14 protein-coding genes and 1 pseudogene are annotated in these 19,362 nt (G+C 60.1%); 7 read left to right on the forward strand and 8 right to left on the reverse strand.

All coding sequences use genetic code 11. The features are described from left to right. The first annotated feature begins 31 nt into the window (after positions 1-31). On the forward strand, positions 32-1,276 hold the full coding sequence (gene codA / locus AB4O40_RS08235; protein WP_056722519.1) for a cytosine deaminase: 1,245 nt from the start codon (positions 32-34) through the stop codon (positions 1,274-1,276). 131 nt (positions 1,277-1,407) lie between these two features. Here the strand turns inward: codA and AB4O40_RS08240 are convergent, their stop codons facing one another. Beyond that, positions 1,408-2,400, reverse strand: a complete 993-nt coding sequence (locus AB4O40_RS08240) for a diaminopimelate epimerase (RefSeq protein ID WP_460055070.1) — start codon at positions 2,398-2,400, stop codon at positions 1,408-1,410. Positions 2,401-2,565: 165 nt separating this feature from the next. Here AB4O40_RS08240 and AB4O40_RS08245 point away from each other — a divergent pair, with 165 nt between their 5' ends. Further along, a complete protein-coding gene (locus AB4O40_RS08245) occupies positions 2,566-3,717 on the forward strand; it encodes an MFS transporter (RefSeq protein WP_460055067.1) in 1,152 nt (383 codons plus the stop codon). 83 nt (positions 3,718-3,800) lie between these two features. Here the strand turns inward: AB4O40_RS08245 and AB4O40_RS08250 are convergent, their stop codons facing one another. From AB4O40_RS08250 to AB4O40_RS08260, 3 genes are all read right to left on the reverse strand, one after another. Next, complete coding sequence (locus tag AB4O40_RS08250; RefSeq protein ID WP_056722525.1) at positions 3,801-6,224, reverse strand: TonB-dependent siderophore receptor; 2,424 nt, start codon at positions 6,222-6,224, stop codon at positions 3,801-3,803. A gap of 98 nt (positions 6,225-6,322) precedes the next feature. Then, a complete protein-coding gene (locus AB4O40_RS08255; protein WP_460055064.1) occupies positions 6,323-7,306 on the reverse strand; it encodes a FecR family protein in 984 nt (327 codons plus the stop codon). 145 nt (positions 7,307-7,451) lie between these two features. Continuing rightward, positions 7,452-7,952 (reverse strand): sigma-70 family RNA polymerase sigma factor, encoded by a 501-nt coding sequence (locus AB4O40_RS08260; protein ID WP_460055061.1) that lies wholly within the window; start codon positions 7,950-7,952, stop codon positions 7,452-7,454. A 233-nt stretch (positions 7,953-8,185) separates the two neighbouring features. On the opposite strand from AB4O40_RS08260, the gene tynA reads away from it, so the two are divergent. Further along, on the forward strand, positions 8,186-10,474 hold the full coding sequence (gene tynA / locus AB4O40_RS08265) for a primary-amine oxidase (RefSeq protein ID WP_460160142.1): 2,289 nt from the start codon (positions 8,186-8,188) through the stop codon (positions 10,472-10,474). Between the two features lie 172 nt (positions 10,475-10,646). On the opposite strand, the gene AB4O40_RS08270 is transcribed toward tynA, so the two are convergent. Beyond that, positions 10,647-10,994, reverse strand: coding sequence for a DUF6124 family protein (locus tag AB4O40_RS08270; protein ID WP_056722534.1), 348 nt, complete (start codon positions 10,992-10,994; stop codon positions 10,647-10,649). Positions 10,995-11,589: 595 nt separating this feature from the next. On the opposite strand from AB4O40_RS08270, the gene AB4O40_RS08275 reads away from it, so the two are divergent. The 4 genes and pseudogenes from AB4O40_RS08275 to AB4O40_RS08290 form a co-directional block, all read left to right on the forward strand. Further along, positions 11,590-14,325, forward strand: coding sequence for a type VI secretion system Vgr family protein (locus tag AB4O40_RS08275; RefSeq protein WP_460055055.1), 2,736 nt, complete (start codon positions 11,590-11,592; stop codon positions 14,323-14,325). Between the two features lie 2 nt (positions 14,326-14,327). Further along, positions 14,328-15,104, forward strand: a complete 777-nt coding sequence (locus AB4O40_RS08280; protein WP_201783873.1) for a hypothetical protein — start codon at positions 14,328-14,330, stop codon at positions 15,102-15,104. 65 nt (positions 15,105-15,169) lie between these two features. Continuing rightward, entirely contained in the window at positions 15,170-15,553 is a 384-nt protein-coding gene (locus AB4O40_RS08285; RefSeq protein ID WP_156385722.1) for a hypothetical protein, read from the forward strand. 620 nt (positions 15,554-16,173) lie between these two features. Next, a pseudogene (locus tag AB4O40_RS08290) lies at positions 16,174-16,401 on the forward strand (DUF6124 family protein); the annotation flags it as partial. A 218-nt stretch (positions 16,402-16,619) separates the two neighbouring features. Here the strand turns inward: AB4O40_RS08290 and feaR are convergent. From feaR to paaY, 3 genes are all read right to left on the reverse strand, one after another. Then, entirely contained in the window at positions 16,620-17,534 is a 915-nt protein-coding gene (gene feaR / locus AB4O40_RS08295; RefSeq protein ID WP_056722536.1) for a transcriptional regulator FeaR, read from the reverse strand. A gap of 101 nt (positions 17,535-17,635) precedes the next feature. After that, positions 17,636-18,559, reverse strand: a complete 924-nt coding sequence (gene paaX, locus AB4O40_RS08300; RefSeq protein ID WP_008003007.1) for a phenylacetic acid degradation operon negative regulatory protein PaaX — start codon at positions 18,557-18,559, stop codon at positions 17,636-17,638. A 139-nt stretch (positions 18,560-18,698) separates the two neighbouring features. Continuing rightward, positions 18,699-19,295: a phenylacetic acid degradation protein PaaY gene (gene paaY, locus AB4O40_RS08305; protein WP_414912794.1), complete on the reverse strand. Its 597-nt coding sequence runs from the start codon at positions 19,293-19,295 to the stop codon at positions 18,699-18,701. Positions 19,296-19,362: the final 67 nt, after the last annotated feature.

Genomic DNA, 19,362 nt, shown 5'->3' on the forward strand with positions numbered 1-19,362 from the left:
GCCTGAACGATTCGCCAAAAGGATCTGCCCGATGCACATCATCAACGCCCGTCTGCGCAACCAGGAAGGCCTGCATGAGTTGAACCTGGAAAACGGCCTGATCAGCAGCATCGGCCGCCAGATCGAAGCCCCGACCCTGGGCCCTGACGATCTGGACGCCGGTGGCAATCTGGTGGTGCCCCCCTTTGTCGAGCCGCACATCCACCTCGACGCCACCCTGACCGCCGGCGAACCGCGCTGGAACATGAGCGGCACGCTGTTCGAAGGCATCGAATGCTGGGGCGAACGCAAGGCCACCATCACCGAGGAAGACACCAAGGCCCGGGCCAAGAAAACCATCCAGGCCCTCGCCGCCCACGGCATCCAGCATGTGCGCACCCACGTCGACGTCACCGACCCGCAACTGACCGCGCTCAAGGCCATGCTCGAAGTGCGCGAGGAAAGCCGGCACCTGGTCGACCTGCAAATCGTCGCCTTTCCCCAGGAAGGCATCGAGTCCTACCGCAATGGTCGCGAACTGATGGAAGAAGCCATCCGCATGGGCGCGGACGTGGTGGGCGGCATTCCGCATTTTGAATACACCCGCGATCAGGGCGTCAGCTCGGTGAAGTTCCTCATGGACCTGGCCGAACGCAGCGGTTGCCTGGTGGACGTGCATTGCGACGAAACCGACGACCCGCACTCACGTTTTCTCGAGGTGCTCGCCGAAGAGGCCCGCAGCCGCGACATGGGTTCGCGGGTCACGGCCAGCCACACCACGGCCATGGGCTCTTACGACAACGCCTACTGCGCCAAACTGTTTCGCTTGCTCGGGCATTCGGGGATCAGCTTTGTCTCCTGCCCCACCGAAAGCATCCACCTGCAAGGTCGCTTCGACAGTTTCCCGAAACGCCGGGGTGTGACCCGGGTCAACGAGTTGCTGGAAGCGGGCATGAACGTGTGCTTCGGCCAGGACTCGATCGTCGATCCGTGGTATCCGCTGGGCAACGGCAACATTCTGCGGGTGCTCGAAGCCGGCCTGCACATCTGCCACATGCTCGGTTATCGCAACCTGCAAAGTGCGCTGGACCTAGTGACGGACAATAGCGCCAAAGCCATGAACCTCGGCGATCGTTATGGCCTGGAGCGCGGGCGGCCGGCGAACCTGCTGATTCTGTCGGCGGAGAGCGATTACGAGGTGATCCGCAGCCAGGGGTTGCCGCTGTACTCGGTGCGCGATGGCAAGGTGCTGATGAAGCGGACGATGCCGGTGGTGGAGTTCAGTGGGCTGAGCTGAGTCTGGTGTTGACCGAGCTGGCCTCTTCGCGAGCAAGCTCGCTCCCACAGTTGATCTTCAGTGAATACAGAGTCTGTGTACGACAAAGATCCAGTGTGGGAGCGAGCTTGCTCGCGATGGCAATCTAAAAATCAATCGATCATTCGAGCCGTACCAAACAGACTGACCCGACTCAATTCCCCCTGCTCCTCTTCCAGCAAGATCGGCGCCGTGCCGCCCGGCATCGTCACCTTCACTTCACCAGCAGTCACCCAACCTACCCGCCAAGCCGCACAGGCCACCGCGCTGGCACTGGTCCCCGACGACGCCGTCGGCCCCTCGCCCCGCTCGAATACCCGCGCGGCGATGTGCCCTTCGGACAAACGCATGGCCCATTGCAGGTTGATTCCCGCCGGACAAGGTTTGCCTGCACCGACCGGCATGGCGTAGGCAATCCGCGTCAGCCCCTCCCCCAGCGCCGGCTCGCGCATCTGCTCGTTGCTCGGCAGGTCCCCGGCACTTTCCACCAGCGTCACGCAATGGGGATTGCCGACCCGCGCGAACTGGCTGCGCGACCATGCGCTGTTGAGTGCCGACAATGGTTCAACGTGGCTGAGTTCGCGACCGTTGAACATCGCCGTTGCAACCCCGTGAGCACTGACCGCCGACGGCCCGAACCGCGGCTGGCCCAGATCGAGCCAGAAACCCTTCACGCCCTCGACCTCTGCGACTTTCACTGAAGTCTGCCCCGGCGAAGGCGTATCAGCCTTGTCGTGGTGAACCCTGAGCAGACAGGCTTCGCTCTGCGGCAATAGCCCTTGATCGCTGAGGGCCTGGGAAAAAATCGTCAGCCCGTTGCCGCTGCGCTCGGCCAGGGTACCGTCGGTGTTGACGATCAACAGATCAAAGGGTGGCGACGCCTGAAATGGTCCGACCAGCAAACCGTCGCTGCGATGATCCTTGCTGCCGGGCGGTTGAGTGCCTGGAGCCCAGCTGCAACAAGCCTCGATCGCGGCTAGCGCCCAGGCTTCGAGGGTTTGCGCTGCCTGGCTGGCCTGATCGGGCAGGTCGATACCCTGGCGGCGCAGTTCTTCGGGCGCTACCACGATGTAAATGTTGCCCCGTGCATCGTACCGCTGCGCCATGGCGCCCTCCGCGAGTCATTGGAATGGCTCAACATATCGCGAAAAACAACGGCGCTGTGCAACCATGTCGCCCTGTTTGACCGTAAAACTTTCCGGGCAATGATCGAACCCTCCCAGGTCGATCACTGTCCGTTGAGGACGCGACGCTTTTTGCCAAGGATTGTTATGACCAGCCTCAACAGCCAGACCACCTTCGTTCCCGGCCGCCTGGAACAGATGTCCACGCGCATCGGATTTTTCATCGCCGGGGTCGGCATCGCCGCGTGGGCGCCGCTGGTGCCCTATGCCAAGGCACGGGCCGGACTGGATGAAGGCACTTTGGGATTGTTGCTGCTGTGCCTGGGGGTGGGTTCGATACTGGCGATGCCGTTGGCCGGGATCCTGGCCACACGTTTCGGCTGCCGGCGGGTGACGGCCGGCGGGACCCTGCTGATCTGTGCCGCCCTGCCGCTGCTGGCGACGGTGTCGTCGATTCCGGCGCTGATCGCCGCGTTGTTCATGTTCGGCGCGGGGCTCGGCACCGTGGATTCGACGGTCAACCTGCAAGCGGTGATCGTCGAGCGCGCCAGCGGCAAGAACATGATGTCGGGGTTCCATGGCTTGTTCAGCCTGGGCGGGATTGTCGGTGCGGCGGGTGTCAGCGGGTTGCTTGGCCTGGGAATTTCACCCCTGGGGGCGACGCTGGTGGTGATCGCGTTGCTGCTGATCGCACTGGCCAGGGCCGTGCCGCATCTGCTGCCCTACGGCAGCGAGAGTTCGGGGCCGGCGTTTGCGGTGCCCCATGGCATCGTTCTGTTCATCGGCGGCATGTGCTTCATCGTGTTCCTCGCCGAAGGCGCGGCGCTGGACTGGAGTGCGGTGTTCCTGACGCAGGAGCGTGGCATCGACACGGCGTATGCGGGGCTCGGTTATGCCGCGTTTGCCCTGACCATGACGGCCGGGCGCTTGACCGGTGACAAAATCGTGCGGCGCCTGGGCGCGACGCAGGTGATTGTGTTCGGCGGGCTGACAGCTGCTGCAGGCTTGTTTCTGGCGACATTCGCACCGAGCTGGGAGGCGGCGCTGGCGGGTTATGCGCTGCTGGGTGCCGGTTGCTCGAACATTGTGCCGGTGCTGTACACCGCGGTCGGCAAACAGACGGTCATGCCCGAAAGCATCGCCGTGCCGGCCATTACCACCCTGGGTTATGCGGGCATCCTGGCAGGCCCCGCCGTCATCGGCTTCGTCGCCCATGGCAGCAGCTTGAGCTTTGCCTTTGCCTTGATGGCGCTGTTGCTGGTGGCGGTGGCCGTTGGCGGGAAAGTGTTGAAGGTCTGAAAAGCTTCCACCGGTAAGCCCCGTACCCAATGTGGGATCGGCGGTGCGGCGATCCCACAGGGTTCTTGGTACACCTCGGTCTATCAGAACCCGACACTGGCCTGCACAAAGAACGTGCGCGGCGCACCGACGTACATGCCCGAGTTGTTGTCGCTGGAACGGGTGAAATACTGCTTGTCGAAGATGTTCTTCACCCCCGCCCCCAGTTTCAGGTTCGACACCTGCGGACCGAAGTCATAGCCGGCACGTGCGTTCCAGAGCACGTAACCCGGGATATCACCGAACTGGCCGTCAGCGGTGCCTTCGGTGATGTAGTTGCCGTTGAAGCTGCCATCGGCGTTCACGCCGGTGCCCGGCGAGCGCTGCTTGGACTGGGCGAACGCATCGAGGTTGTAAGTCCAGCGGTTGACGTCGTAACGCAGGCCGGCGGTGGCCACCTGGCGAGAGTAGAACGGCAGGTCACGGCCCTTGAAGCCCGGGATCTCACCTTCGTAGGTGGCACGGGTGTAGGTGAAACCGGCGTTGGCGGTCAAGCCGTCCAGCATCGGGTTCAGCGCGGCCATGTCGTAGTGCACCGAGGCTTCGATCCCCTGGTGCTTGGTCGCGCCGAGGTTGGTCCAGCCCACGTCATTGCTGATGTATTGCAGTTCGTCGTCGAAGTCGATGTAGAACAGAGTCACCTCACCGCCCCACACGTCATCGTTGTAGCGCGTACCGATCTCGTAGGTCTTGGCCTTTTCCGGCTCCAGGCCGTTGGCGGGCTCATCACCGATACCGCCCTGCCCCAGCTGGAAATACTGCAGCGCGCCGAATGAGGTTTCGTAGTTGGCGAACAGTTTCCAGGCATCGGACATGTGATACATCACGCTCAGGGCCGGCAGCGGTTCGTTGCTTTCGATGCTGCGTTTTTTCTCCGGCACCCGCTTACCGGCGTTATCCAGCACCGGGCGGTCGTGCCAGTCGGTGCTGATGTGCTCGAAGCGAATACCCGGGGTGACGGTCCAGTTGCCAACGTCGATCTTGTTGTCGACGTAGACCGAATTGGCCTCGGTGCCACCGGTGCGGTCCTGATAGACATGGCCGTCCGCCCCCGGACGCACCACTGGCTGGTTGTCGACCAGCGCCACTCGGCTGGCCTCTTCGTGCATGGCCTCTTTCAGGTAGCGATAACCGACACTGACTTCCTGGGTGGTCGGGCCCACATCAAACACATGGGACACCCGTGGTTCGATACCGTAGGTGTAGTAGCTGCGCGGATAGGAGTTGAGTGTGTTCAGGTCCCGCGAGGCAATGGTGCTGCCACGAAAGCTGTCGGTGTAATAGGTCAGCACTTCGGCCTGGGTGCGATCGTCGATCTGCCGCGCCCACTTGAACGACACATCCTTGCGCCGGCCGCTGAAGCTGTCGTAGTCGCGTACCGACTGGAACGGGTCGGCGTCGTACTGCGCCTGGTTCAGGCCGCCGGGCATGTCGGCCTTGGCATCGTAGTAGTGGAAGTTGAGGCTGAAATCGTCGACATCGGTCGGCGCCCAATGGGTCTTGAGGATCACGTCGTCGATGTCGTTGCCGTTGTTGCTTTCACGGTAACCGTTGCCGTTCACCCCGGAGTACAACAACGCCACGCCCATGCCGTTGTCGGCGGTACCACCCATGAACGCGGTGTCGATGTGCTTCCAGCCACCGTGCCGGGAAGTTTCCAGGGTGGTGCCGATTTCCGCCGAGGCTTGCTCCGGGATCGCGCGGGTCACGAAATTGATCACGCCACCGACGTTTTGCGGCCCGTAGCGTACGGAACCGGCACCGCGCACCACGTCGATGCTGTCGAGGTTGCCGGAGGAAATCGGCGCCATGGACAGTTGCGGCTGGCCGTAAGGCGCGAACGCCGCCGGGATGCCGTCGATCAGCACGGTGGAGCGTGGCGACAGGCGCGAAGTCAGGCCGCGCACGCCGACGTTCAGGGAAATGTCGCTGCCACCGGTACCGTTGGCGTCCTGCACTTGCACGCCCGGGACACGTTTGAGTACGTCGCCGACGTTCATCGCGCCCTGCTCGACCATGGCTTCGCGGCGCACCACGGTGCGTGCGCCGGGGTGGTTCTGCACCACGGCGGCATCGGCGTCGCCGAGCCAGTCGCCGACCACCTTGATGTCAGTCACGCCCAGTTCCAGTGGGCCGTTGGCCGCCGAAGCGGGCGCCGGCATCAAGGTCACCGAACCTTCATCAATCTGGTATTGCAGGCCGCTGCCTTGCAGCAACTGGCGCAACGCGTCTTCCGGGGAAAGGTTGCCATCCACCGCCGGGGCCTGCTTGCCGGCAACCAGTTCAGGGCTGAAGAACACCTGAAGCGAGGTTTGCTGGCCCAACTGACTCAGGGCTTGTCCCAGAGGTTGCGCCGGGATACGGATGCCATCGGCGGCAAAGGCCTGGGGCAGCGCAATATTGACCGCGAGCGCAAGGGCCAGCGGCAACCAGGGGAGTTTGTTGTTTTTAGCGGTGGAGATTTTCACGTCGAACGTAATCCTGTGGATCGCAAGAGTGTGCGTTTGTTAATGCAAACCAGTTGCAGTTGAACAGGAAGACGATGAACTCGAAAAAAACCTGAATTTTATTTTGAAATTATTTCCTGGCTGCCATCGCCAAGGGTGCGCACGGCCACCGGCAGGATGCTCGGCAAGGCCTTGAGCAGCGCATCGGTGTTGTCGGATTTGAACACGCTGGTCAGGCGCAGATCGCCCACCGCTGCGCTGGCGACCTTGAGCGGCTTCTCGCGATAGCGCGAGACCTGCTCGGCGACATCGGCCAGGCTGGCGTTGTTGAACACCAGTTTGCCGCTGCGCCACGCGGTCATTTCCGCCGGGTTGACGGCATAGGCGGCGGCAACTTTGCCCTGGGCATCGACGTGGGTGCCGAGGCCCGCCGTCAGATTGATGAAATCGTTATCGCCGGCATCGCGCCCTTGAACCTTGACGGTGCCCTGCTCCACCACCACCTGGGTTTCGCGGGCGCCATGGCGCACGTCGAAGCGGGTGCCGGTGACCGTGACCTTGCCGCTGCCCGCCGCGACAACAAAGGGTCGGCTGGTGTCATGCTCGACGCTGAACATCGCTTCGCCTTCGGTCAGCTCAACGTGGCGTTGCCCCTTTTCAAAGCGCACCTGGATCCGGCTGCGGCTGTCCAGGTCGACCACCGAGCCGTCCGGCAACGCCACATGGCGGCGCTCATTCAGGGCTGTTGAAAACTCGGCGGTGTAAGGCACCGGATAATTCAGGCCGCTGAACAAGCCCAGGCCGAGCGCCACGGCCAGCACGCTGGCGGCCACCGCATAGCGCAGCACCGGACGAGGTTTTTTCAGCACCGGCGGAGATTCACACAGGGCCTGCAAACGCGCGGCCGGCACCAGGTCGGCGGCACTCCACAAGCCCTGGAGCACTTCGAATTCGTTGCGGTGCTGGGGGTGTTGGTCCAGCCAGAGCTCAAACCGGTGCCGCACTTCGACATCCACAACAGGCTCCTGCAAACGCACAAACCACTGCGCCGCGTCATCGCGAACCGCTGTCTGCCCGCACGCACAATCACGAGTATCCATCATGGAAGTTCCTGTTTGGCTGGGGAGGAGAATTCACGCCGCATCCTGGTGTAGGAGCTGCCGCAGGCTGCGATCTTTTGGCTGCTTTGAGACCGCTGAAGATCAAAAGATCGCAGCCTTCGGCAGCTCCTACGCAAGCCACCACACATCATGATTGCAGTCCTTCAAGGCGATCACGCAGGTGCCGAAGCGTGCGGATCATATACTTTTCCACCATGTTCCTGGACAGTCCCAGGCGTTCGGCGATTTCTGCCTGGGTCAGGCCCTCGATTTTCTGCCAGACAAACACCTTGCGGCAGTTGACCGGCAACTCGGTGAGCGCCTGCTCGATGGAATCAGCCAGCTGGATCGCATGCATGAAATGCTCCGGGTCGCCGGTCGGCGACTCACTGAGATCAATCGCCTCCGACTCCATGGCGCCCCGCCGGTCCTCACGCCGATAACCATCCACGGCAATATTGCGCGCGGTCTGGTGCAAATACGCCCGGGGCTGTTGCACCACCGCCGAATCGGACTCAAGCACCCGCACGAAGGTGTCGTGGGCCAGGTCCTCGGCCTGCTGACGATTCCTCAGGCGACGGGGCCAGGTGCCAACCAACTCTTCGTAATGCTCGAAAAAGCCGTGTCTGCGGGGCAGCTTGAGGGTCATTGCGGCGTGCTGTGGAGACGGGGCGTGAATAGTAATGCTTCCTATTAACTTGAAGCAATGGTTTGCGGCCCCGTGGACGGGTACTTTGTCTGCTTGCCAATCTGCCTTCCGTCAGGAATGCTCAATTGCGGCACGCAACCAAAGAAATCTGGCAGGCATTCAAATGCAGCCATTGACGGGTTGTAACAAAGTGCAGGAATGCCCGTACCCGGCTTTTCCCCAGGAATTCACCCATGTTCAGCCCCAATGCGTCGCCCAAAAGAACACCGCTTGCCCGTCTGGCCCTGGCCATCACCCTGAGCACCCTCGGCCTGCCTTTCTGGGCGAACACTGCCCAGGCCCACGGCGGTCAAGCAGAAATGGTGCCGCTGCAAGCGGGCCTTGAGGAGTTTGGCGCCACGGTGAAATGGGACGATTACGCCAATCTGTTCACCATTGCCAAGGACGGGGTCTACCTCAAGGTCAAGCCCGACAGCAAAGTGGCGATGCTCAACGGCAAGCGTATCGAGCTGACGGTGCCGGTGGTGTTCAAGGACCATACGGCGTTCATGTCCAAGGACTTTATCAACCAGGTGTTCCAGTCCGGGCTGGACAAGACCTTCGTCGTCGAGACCCGCCCCAACCCGCTCAATCCCCTGAGTGCAGCCGAAATCAACACGGCCGTGGACATCGTCAGGAAATCGGAAAACTACAAGCCCGGTTTCCGCTTCACCGAAGTCTCGGTCAAGGAGCCGCCGAAGGATCAGGTGTGGAACTTCGTCTTCACCGGGCAGAACGTCGCCCAGGCGCGTGAGGCTTCAATCGTGGTGCTCGACGGCAAGCACGTGATCGAAGCCCTGGTCGACCTCGACAAGAAAGAACTCAAATCCTGGAAACCGATCGAGGGCGCCCACGGCATGGTACTGCTGGACGATTTCGCAACGGTGCAAACCGCCGTCGAGACCAGCCCGGAATATGCACAGGCCCTGGCCAAGCGCGGCATCGACGACGTGAAGAAGGTCGTAGCCACGCCGTTGACCGTCGGCTACTTCGACGGCAAGGACGGCCTGGCGCAGGACAAGCGCCTGCTGAAAATCGTCAGCTACCTCAATACCGGTGACGGCAACTACTGGGCGCACCCGATCGAGGGCCTGGTGGCGATTGTCGACCTGGAACAGAAAAAGCTGATCAAGATCGAAGACGAAGCGCTCATTCCGGTGCCGATGAAACCCACGCCTTATGACGGGCGCGGACGCCAGGGCGTGGCAGTCAAACCGCTGGAAATCATCGAGCCCGAGGGCAAGAACTACACCATCAGCGGCAACAGCATTCACTGGCAGAACTGGGACTTCCACGTTCGCCTCGATTCGCGGGTCGGCCCGATCCTGTCCACCGTCACCTACGACGACAAGGGCAGGAAGCGCAAAATCATGTACGAAGGTTCGCTGGGCGGCATGATCGTGCCTTACGGCGACCCGGACGTCGGCTGGTACTTCAAGGCCTACCTCGACTCCGGCGACTACGGCATGGGCACCCTGACGTCACCGATTGCCCGTGGCAAAGACGCGCCGCAAAACGCCGTGCTGCTGGACGCGACCATCGCCGACTACACCGGCGCACCGACCGCGATCCCGCGCGCCATGGCGGTGTTCGAGCGCTACGCCGGCCCCGAATACAAACACCAGGAAATGGGCCAGCCCAACCTCAGCACCGAGCGCCGTGAACTGGTGGTGCGCTGGATCAGCACCGTGGGCAACTACGACTACATCTTCGACTGGGTGTTCCAGCAGAACGGCACTATCGGCATCGACGCCGGCGCCACCGGCATCGAAGCGGTCAAGGGCGTGAAGTCCAAAACCATGCACGAAGACACCGCCGTGGAAGACACGCGCTACGGCACCCTGCTGGACCACAACATCGTCGGCACCACGCACCAGCACATCTACAACTTCCGCCTCGACATGGACGTGGACGGCGAGCAGAACTCACTGGTGGAAGTGAACCCGGTCGTGTTGCCGAACGACCGTGGCGGCCCGCGCACCAGCACCATGCAGACCGAAACCAAAGTCGTCACAACCGAGCAACAGGCGGCGCAGAAATTCGACCCGTCGACCGTGCGCCTGCTGACCAACTTCAGCAAGGAGAACAAGGTCGGCAACCCGGTTTCCTATCAGTTGATTCCCTATGCCGGCGGCACCCACCCGGTGGCCAAGGGTGCCAACTTCGGCCAGGACGAATGGCTCTACCACCGCCTCAGCTTCATGGACAAGCAGCTGTGGGTGACGCAATACAACCCGGAAGAAAAATACCCGGAAGGCAAGTACCCGAACCGCTCGGACAAGGACTCGGGCCTGGGGCAGTTCACCCAGGACAACCACTCCATCGAGAACACCGACGATGTGGTCTGGCTGACCACCGGCACTACCCACATCGCCCGCGCCGAAGAGTGGCCGATCATGCCGACCGAGTGGGTGCATGTGCTGCTCAAGCCGTGGAACTTCTTCGATGAAACGCCGACGCTGAACCTCAGCTCGCCGAAGTAAACAGGTCGTATGCAATACCTGTGGGAGCGAGCTTGCTCGCGAAAGCGGTGTATCAGATGACAATGATGTCGACTGACACTCCGCTTTCGCGAGCAGGCTCGCTCCCACAAGGGTCCATCAGTATTCAGGCAATTCCATCAGTGTGTCCCGCAACATCCCGATCGCTGATCCTCTACCCAACCGCATCGATCCGGTCCAGCGCCCGGTTCACCGCCAACTCCCCCAACAGGATGACTTGCGCGATGCCCAGCAGGGTATTGCGACTTGTCCCATCCGTTCGATCCGCCAGATCCATGGTCATGACATTGGCCGATGCCAGTGACTCGCAGGCATGGGCCAGCAGGGTTGCGGTATCGAGTTCCGGGTTGACGAAAAACATCGCGCACAGTTTGCGTGGAGTGGCTCGGATGTCGGCGGCTGAGGGGATGCGGTCGGCGGGTTCGTGGGGGGTGTTTGAGTCGAATTCTACTGATGAGGATGTCGGACCGGTGTCCGGCGGATTCGGTGTGACCTTGAACATGGGAATTTTCTCCAGTAAGGGCCACAACCATCTCGCGACTAAACAAAAGGGTGGTGGCCGTGCGCAAGTTAGTCGACCGGTAAAGTTTCCCAAAACCCGGCGCGCCCGAAGACGCCATGCGCACAGCCACCATCAAGTGCAGGCGGATGCCTGACTGGATGACACTGGTACAACCGAGGAAAACTAGCCGGGCGACTAAACCCGATCACTGACAATCAGTGACGCGGAGCAAGTTACCGAGCGGTCCCAAAGCGCACAAGCCGGCGGATTCTGGGGTAACTGTAGGCAACGACGCAAGGCGCTGTGGCTTTCACGAAGTAACCTTGAGGGCTTTTAAACAAGCAGGCTTTGCGCTCTGCAGTAGCGTTCGATCCGAACGGTTCAACCCTGTCGAAAAGCAGCCGCTGCACCTGGCGCCGACAAAATCGCGAACGGTCCTACAGGTACGCAGCATCAACACTCGGATGCATCCTACGCGAGCGTCGGAATCTTCCTATATCAACCTTTTTTACCTTCCTGAAAGCTGTCGAGCGCTTGAACGCGGGCGGCAACGAAGCCTCCCCGCCTGCATCGATAGACTAGGGAGGTCTGCAACATGCACCCCGTATTGCCCGTTTTCTTCGACCACAGCCGCCACACACTCTGGGTCCGAGAGGTAGACGCCCCCCTCGACGTCCTGGCCTTCCACGGCGAAGAACACCTCAGCCAACCCTTCAGCTACCACATCGAGTTCACCTCCAGCCAGCTCGACATCGACGCTGAACTCATGCTCGGCCAACCCGCCAGCTTCAGCCTGCACGCGCTACCGGAAAAGGTCTCGTCGCTGATCTTCGAGCCGTCCGAGGTCAAGCCGCTGCGCACCTTGCACGGGGTGATCGGAGGCTTCAAACGCCTGTCCGGTTCCGTCGACGAGGCGCGCTACGAAGTCACCCTGCAACCGCGTCTGGCGCTGCTCGCGCGGGGCCGGCAATACCGGATCTACCAGCACCGGTCGGTGCCGGAAATCGTCGAGCACATCCTGCGCAGTCGCCACGATTTCAGGGGCCAGGACTTCCTCTTCCACCTGCACCGCGAATACCCCCGGCGCGAGCAGGTGATGCAATACGGCGAAAGCGACCTGGCCTTCATTGCCGGGTTGCTGGCCGAAGTCGGCATCTGGTACCGCTTCACCAGCGACGAACGCCTGAGTATCGACGTCGTCGAATTCCACGACTCCCCGCGCGCCTACCAGTTCGACGTCGAACTGCCGCTGCGTCCGCTCTCCGGGTTGAGCAGCAGCGGCGAGGACAGCGTCTGGGCCTTGCAGTCGGAACACCAGGTGGTGGAGCAGCACGTGAACATCCGCGCCTACCACCACCGTGACTCCCGCGCGCACCTCGACGGCGACATCGACCAGACGCGCGGCGCCAAGGGCACCTACGGCGAGGCCTATCACTACGCCGAACCCTACACCGCGCTCGGCGACCGCCATGCCTTCCCCGAAGACGTGCAGTGCGAAAGCGGCTACTTCTATGCGCGCCTGCGCCACGAGCGTTACCTCAACCGCCGCACCCGCCTGCGCGGCATGAGCAGCAGTCCCCGCCTGGCGCCGGGGCAGGTGCTGGAAGTCACCGACGGCGCGCCCCAGGCCTTCGCGCCGCGGGCGGTGATCATCGCGCTCAAGGCCGGCGCCGCCCGCGACCGCAGCTTCGAGTGCAGCTTCCAGGCCATCCCCTATGCGCAGACGGTGTGCTTTCGCCCTGATGTGCCGCCAAAACCCTTGATCGCCGGCACCGTGCCGGCCCGGGTGACCAGCGCGCAGGCAAACAACCCCTACGCCGATACCGACGCCGAAGGCCGCTACCGGGTGCAATTCCTGTTCGACCGCGACACCTGGGACGCCGGTCGCGAAAGCACCTGGCTGCGCCTGGCCCGGGCATACGCCGGCGACACCCACGGCTTGCACCTGCCGCTGATCGCCGGCACCGAAGTGGCGGTGGCCTTCGAACAGGGCGACCCGGACCGGCCCTACATCGCCCACGCCTTGCACGACAGCCAGCACCCCGACCACGTCACCATGTACAACGAAAAGCGCAACGTGCTGCGCACCCCGGCCAACAACAAACTGCGGCTGGACGATACCCGCGGGCAGGAGCACATCAAGCTCAGCACCGAACACAGCGGCAAGAGCCAGCTCAACCTCGGGCATGTGGTGGATGCCGAGCGGCAGAAGCGTGGCGAGGGGTTTGAGTTGCGCACCGATGCCTGGGGGGCGATTCGGGCGGGCAAGGGCATTTTCATCAGCGCGGACAAACAGGAGAAGGCTCAGGGCGTGCAACTCGACATGGACGCCGCCATAACGCAGCTGGAAAGTGCATTGTCGCTGGCGCGATCCCTGGCCGAGGCGGCCCGCGGGGCCAAGGTCACCCCCGGCGACACCGCCAGCCAACAGCGGCTGACCCAGGCCCTCAATGGCTTGGCCGAACCGGGCCTGTTGCTGCATGCCCCGGCCGGTATAGGTCTGCTCAGCCCTGAGGCGGTGTGCCTGTCCTCGGGTAGCGAAAGCGTGGCCATCGTTGCCGCGCACAACGTCGATCTCAGCGCCGGCCAGAACATCACCGCCACTGCCGAGGATGGAATCAGCCTGCTCGCGCACAGTGCGGACATGCAGCTCAAGGCGACCAAGGGCAACCTCGATTTGCATGCTCTTGAGGGCCTTCTGAACGCCCTGGCGAAGGGCGATATCAGGATCGAGAGCGTGGATGGCCGAGTGCACATCCGCGCTGAGAAAGAGCTGATATTGGAATGCGGAGGGGTCTTTGTCCGCTTGAAGGACGGCGACCTCGACCAGGGCGCCCCCGGCAATATCTATCACCGTGCCAAGCATGTGCAAAAGCTCGGACCTGCCAGTCTGGATACACCAACAACACCGCTACCCGGAGGCTACTCCGGGGAATACGTCCTGAAAGATGAGGCTCAGGAACCGGCAGCATTTACACGCTACCGGATCACTACTGAACAGGGCGAGGTGTTTACCGGTGTAACCGACAAGGAAGGGCGAACCATGAGCGCTCATACCTTGTTGCCGGGCGGGCTGAAGATTGAGTTTCCGCAGTCAACAAAATGGATCAGTTTTTCTGCCCCGCCTGAATTGAACTACCAGGGCATAAAGTGCACAGCCACCATGGATGACGGGGCGACTCTGCAAGGTGAATTTGATAGCGATAATAAGGTGAACTTTTATTCTTTTTCTGGAAAATCTTGCGTCAAATTTGAAGTGGAGTGCCCGAACAAGCAAGAAAACACGATCATCAGTGGCACTGAAAAATTGCTAAAGGAACTTGCGGAGTAACTATGATGGATTCTTTTTATCGCCACTATCTTGCTGGAAAAATACACGAAATTGATGATGACACTCTAGAAAAAGCTATTGAAAGCTTTGAGGGGGCGGCCCTAAAGTTTTCTGCAGATTTTATAAGTGACGCAAGGCAGCGTGATAATTACAATCGAAATGTAAGCAGGGTTAAAGCTGAAGTTCTAACCCAGGTGAAGTCCGGCAAAGTCTCGGTCAAGGAGGCGGCAGAGTTCTGCTACGAGATGCGAAACAAAATTATGATTGAGGTCCGAGCGAAAACCTCTTCGCATGGATTATCCATCGCAGAACGTAAAAAAATGATTTCTAAAACCTTAGAGGATCTGTTGGATAGTAAGGCAATTGACAAATTTGGCAAAAAGTTCGTTGATCTGGAACTTCGTCAAAAAACATCAATTCACTATGAGATTATTGAGTCTTCGGCGCGGCCGAATGCTCAGTACAATACGCGAAATAAGGTGTTAAGGGTCGCTGGTAAGGTGTTGATTGTTGTTACTATTACCTATGCTGCATACGAAATCGCGAACGCGGAAAATAAATCGAAAGAAGTGATCAAACAAGGGGCTGTAATTGGAGGGGGTGTGGTGGGGACTATTTTGGCAGGCAGTGCCGTTATTGCAGTGTGTGGGCCAGGGGCACCGGTATGCACAATTGCACTACTGCTTGCCGGGGGCACTTCATTTAGCTGGCTTGCATCAAGTACGGTGAATTTTTTCGATGAGGAATTAGATGAGTTCACCAAGTGGCAGATTAACTAATGTTGGCGTCAGATTTGTTGGGGCTGCGAACTGAAAAATAGTATAAAGGGGCAGAGGGTGATCAATTGACTTTTACTGTTTTAAAATTGTCTTTGTTTTTTGGGCCTTTGATGCTGGCTTTAACGGGTGTTGCTATTAATTGTTATATCGCATTTCGCGACTTGGATGTGGTGCTGGGTAATTTTAAAAATAGTCATGTAATAACTTCATTCGGGGGTGGCGGACGTTCATTTTTTTCACGCTGTATATTGGCATCTATTGTGTCAGGTGGTGTGCTTTGGCCCAGCAGGCATATACGAAATGGCACGCTTGACCCTGAAGAGTTGGCTCGATTACCAGTCTCAATAAAATGCCGTATGAAGTGGGCGGTAGTGCTCGTTTATTCGGGCGTAATATGCCTTTTTGCGGTATTCATTGGTGCTGAGATTTTTAGGAGGTCGGTTGCATGAGAAAACCAGCCGGACGGCTAAGTGACTTTCCAAGAAGACAGCATCGAAACAGAAATTATTCAGAGAAAGTTGCTTGTCGGCTACCGAACTACCAACCAGCAGGGGCAGGTGTTCAAGGGGTTGGCCGGTGGCGATATACATACCTGGAGATAAATACCGTGCTACCGGGTGTGCCTAAGTTCGAGTTTCAAAAAGAGCCGTTAGAGTCGGGTCCGGGGTACTGGATGACAATTGATCACAATTATGTGCTTGTCGGACATGACTGTAGGATCAGGAGCAAGGCTACACCGCCCTGCGTCGCTGCCTACAACTACGCCAGAATCCGCCGGCTTGTGCGCCTTGGCCCTGGTCTTTATCGTTTCCGTGTCGCTGCTAATTTAGCGACCCGAACAGTTACAGGGGCATCAGCACTACAGTCTTGATTGCATACGTATTTATGTCTGCAATCTGATTATGGCGGCTGTGCGTCGGAGACCTTTGGGTCTGCCGGGTTTGCCTGTAACCGGTTCGCTAACCTTCGTACAGTCGCCACCCTTACTTGTTTAGCGACAGGTCTTGGTGGTTCCAATGTCTACAGGAGCTCCACCACGCCCAAACCCACACCCAATCCCCCCGAATCAATATCCGACAACCCTGCCGCCAATCTCCACCTAAAACCCGCCATCCTCAACACCTGCGCCCCCCACAACCCCAGCACAATGTTCGTCATTGCCTCGGACATCAGTACTGAAGACCTGCTGGCCCACGCCTGCGAATCCCTGGCATCCGCCAGCATCATGGCCACCGATTTCGCCACGTTCGTGGATGGCACTCAACGCAGCATGTTGTTGGGTATCCAGCAGGTGATCAGGCACGTTTATTACGCGAGAGTCGATATAAACGTTACGAATCCAACAGGGCAAAGTGTCTTGTTTTACGACGCGTTTTTTTGTGTAGTTCAGAAGCATGATGATGGACTTTTTTATCTGCAATACATATACGATCAAAACGGAAAGGAAGTCGGGCCTTCACTTTGTCCAGTATAGGATGAAGCTCCCACAGGGGGTATTCGGTGATCCGAAGCCCATCAACCATGCCGCTTGCGATACTCCCCCGGCGCAATGCCGAAGCGCGATTTGAACGCAGTGGAAAAGTAGCTCGAATCGGAAAACCCCCACGAATACCCCAGCACCGACAACTTCTCCTCCTTGCCTGACCGGCGCAGGGATTCGGCGCACAAATCCAGGCGTCGGTTCTTGATGTAGCGCGCCACCACCAATCCTTTCTTGGCAAACATCCGGTACAGGCCACGGGTGGACATGCCGACTTCCCGCGCCAGCCATTCCGGGCACAGGTCTTCGGAGCGAATGTTGTCGTCGATGCAGGTCAGCGTCTTGCGGAAGATCCGCTCATGGGCATCGCTGCTGTCGTCGGTCTGGCTGATCGCCGGGCGCAGCAGGCTGACGATCGCTTCCAGGGTCGCTTCGCTTTCCTGGCGGGTCAGGTGCTGCTGGCGGGTGGCATCGAGGATCAGCCGGTGCGAGAGCATTGCAATGGGCGATGTGGCGGCGATCCGGTGGCCGCACTTGACCTGATTGAAGCGCAGGGTTTGCTCGACCAGTTGATACGGCAGGATCAGCGACAACTGCCGGGAGTTTTCGCCGTAGGTGAAGTCGCTGGGCCGCGCGGCATCGATCAGCGTGATGTCGCCGGGGGACAGCAAGACCTTGTCGTTGCCCTGGGCCATGCCCGCTGTGCCTTCGAGCTGGAACACCGCGAAATACTTGCCGCCCTCGCCCGCCGCGACCTCCTGGGGCGTACGGTACAAACGCGCCTGGCACGCGTCGACGAAACTGAGCTTGAGCGCGTCGCTCTGGTATTCGCGGATGCGCCCGGCAAATTCGCTGCCCAGGGGTTGTGCGTTGAAGGCGCCACAGATCTGGTTGATCTGATGGATCCACTGGTCGAACCCATCATGGCGCTGTGCTGTTGTAGAAATCATGTCAGGCCTCACGCAGGCTTATTTTTATTGTCTACGTCAATCCACACGACATCGGATGCTTCGAATCTCCTGAACCGCACCATTCCCTGAACAATGACGTGCTATTTCAGTCCGCCAAAACGCCGATAGAAGCTTTCACCCACATCCGGCAACGGGCCGTCGGCCGTTTCCAGCGCGGCGTTCAGCCATTCTTCGGCCTTGGCATAGATCAAACGGTAAATGTTGCGGCACAACTGGCGGGCGGCGCGGCCTTCCCAATCGCCGGGCAGCAACTCATCCGGCAGTTGCGGGTCGCGCAGCAGCAGCTTGCGGTACTCGTGAATCAACAGCACCCGCGCCAGGAAACAGTCGGCCGGTTGCAGGTTTTCCTGCTCGCGCAGGGCTTGCCATAGCGGTCGGAACAACTGGATGAACTCGCTGTAGTGCGCGGCCAGTTCCTCGATGTTCCAGCTCTCGCGCACCTGCAGGCGCAGCGCCTTGGAGGCCAGTACGTCCTGGGCGGTGGTTTCGAAGACGATGGTGTCCTCCTGGACGCCGAGGTCGAGCAGGGTCGCGTTGACGTCGGAACGGTCGCTGCGCGGACAGGCCAGCACCACCGGCGAAATCGCGCCGAAGCCCTGCCACTCCAGCTCCTCGCGCACCTGTTTGCGTTTGTCCTGGGTCAGCTGCGAGAGCATCACCAGGCACCAGGAACCGTCCCAGGCCGGCATCGTGGTGCTGTAGACCCGCTTGAAGGCCTTGTCGAAACGCCGGCGACCGGTGCCGGTCAGGCTGTAGTAACTGCGACGACCGACTTTCTCGGCGGTCAGCCAGCCTTCCTTGGTCAGGCGGAAAATAGAGGTACGGATCAGCCGCTCGTTGATGCCGATGGGCTCGAGCAACTGAATCAGGCTGCCCAGCCACACAGTGCCGCCATGGGGTTCGATGGCATCCCCGTACAACGTGATGATCAAGGAACTGGCGCGGATCGGCGTCTGCTCCTGGAAGCGGGTAATCAGATGGTTCAAGGGAGTCAGGGACGACATGGGCGTTCCGTGGGAAAAAAGAAAAGGAATATACCGAAACTCCGTAGGAGCTGCCGAAGGCTGCGATCTTTTGATTTTGTTTTTTGAAAGATCAAGATCAAAAGATCGCAGCCTTCGGCAGCTCCTACAGGGGTGGTGTTCATGAGGTACTGTCCTTTGGCCGCAACCCACTGTCACTGATCCGCGGGCGATCAGGCTCCGGTTCGCTCAGCGGTTCGCAGACCTGCATCTGCGTCAGGCAACGCTGGGCCAGTTGCTGATATTCCCGGGTGCCGGCCTGTTTCCATGCCACTTCCTGATCGCTGAGGCTGCGCTTGATGCTGGCCGGTGCGCCCATGACCAGCGACTGCTCCGGGCATTCGAAACCGGCCTTGACGAACGCCGCCGCCGAAACGAATGAACGCGGGCCGATCCGGGCGTTGTCCATCACCACCGCATTCATGCCCACCAGCGCATCGGCGCCGATCCGGCAACCGTGCAGCACCGCGCCGTGGCCGATGTGGCCGTTGCGTTCGACCACGGTGTCGCTGTCGGGAAAACCGTGCATCACGCAGGTGTCCTGCAGGTTGGCGCCCTCCTCCAGCACGATCCGCCCGAAGTCACCGCGCAGACTGGCCAGCGGACCGACATAGCAATGGGGGCCGATGATCACGTCACCGATCAATACGGCGGACGGGTGCACATAAGCGCTCGGATCAACCACCGGAGTCAGGCCATCAAGGCTGTAGCAGGTCATGGAAGCTTCCTTCACAAAGCGATGCAAATAATGACTCATCTTGTATCACATCACTTTTAACAGCACA

Source organism: Pseudomonas sp. S2_F07, from assembly GCF_054668325.1.

Bases quoted from the DNA above. Each gene is read 5' to 3' on its own strand.
- paaX (WP_008003007.1), bottom strand. From the start codon at position 18,559: ATGTCGTCCCTGACTCCCTTGAACCATCTGATTACCCGCTTCCAGGAG.
- paaY (WP_414912794.1), bottom strand. From the start codon at position 19,295: ATGACCTGCTACAGCCTTGATGGCCTGACTCCGGTGGTTGATCCGAGC.
- AB4O40_RS08240 (WP_460055070.1), bottom strand. From the start codon at position 2,400: ATGGCGCAGCGGTACGATGCACGGGGCAACATTTACATCGTGGTAGCG.
- AB4O40_RS08280 (WP_201783873.1), top strand. From the start codon at position 14,328: ATGATGGATTCTTTTTATCGCCACTATCTTGCTGGAAAAATACACGAA.
- AB4O40_RS08275 (WP_460055055.1), top strand. From the start codon at position 11,590: ATGCACCCCGTATTGCCCGTTTTCTTCGACCACAGCCGCCACACACTC.
- tynA (WP_460160142.1), top strand. From the start codon at position 8,186: ATGTTCAGCCCCAATGCGTCGCCCAAAAGAACACCGCTTGCCCGTCTG.
- AB4O40_RS08255 (WP_460055064.1), bottom strand. From the start codon at position 7,306: ATGATGGATACTCGTGATTGTGCGTGCGGGCAGACAGCGGTTCGCGAT.
- AB4O40_RS08270 (WP_056722534.1), bottom strand. From the start codon at position 10,994: ATGTTCAAGGTCACACCGAATCCGCCGGACACCGGTCCGACATCCTCA.
- AB4O40_RS08260 (WP_460055061.1), bottom strand. From the start codon at position 7,952: ATGACCCTCAAGCTGCCCCGCAGACACGGCTTTTTCGAGCATTACGAA.
- codA (WP_056722519.1), top strand. From the start codon at position 32: ATGCACATCATCAACGCCCGTCTGCGCAACCAGGAAGGCCTGCATGAG.
- AB4O40_RS08245 (WP_460055067.1), top strand. From the start codon at position 2,566: ATGACCAGCCTCAACAGCCAGACCACCTTCGTTCCCGGCCGCCTGGAA.
- feaR (WP_056722536.1), bottom strand. From the start codon at position 17,534: ATGATTTCTACAACAGCACAGCGCCATGATGGGTTCGACCAGTGGATC.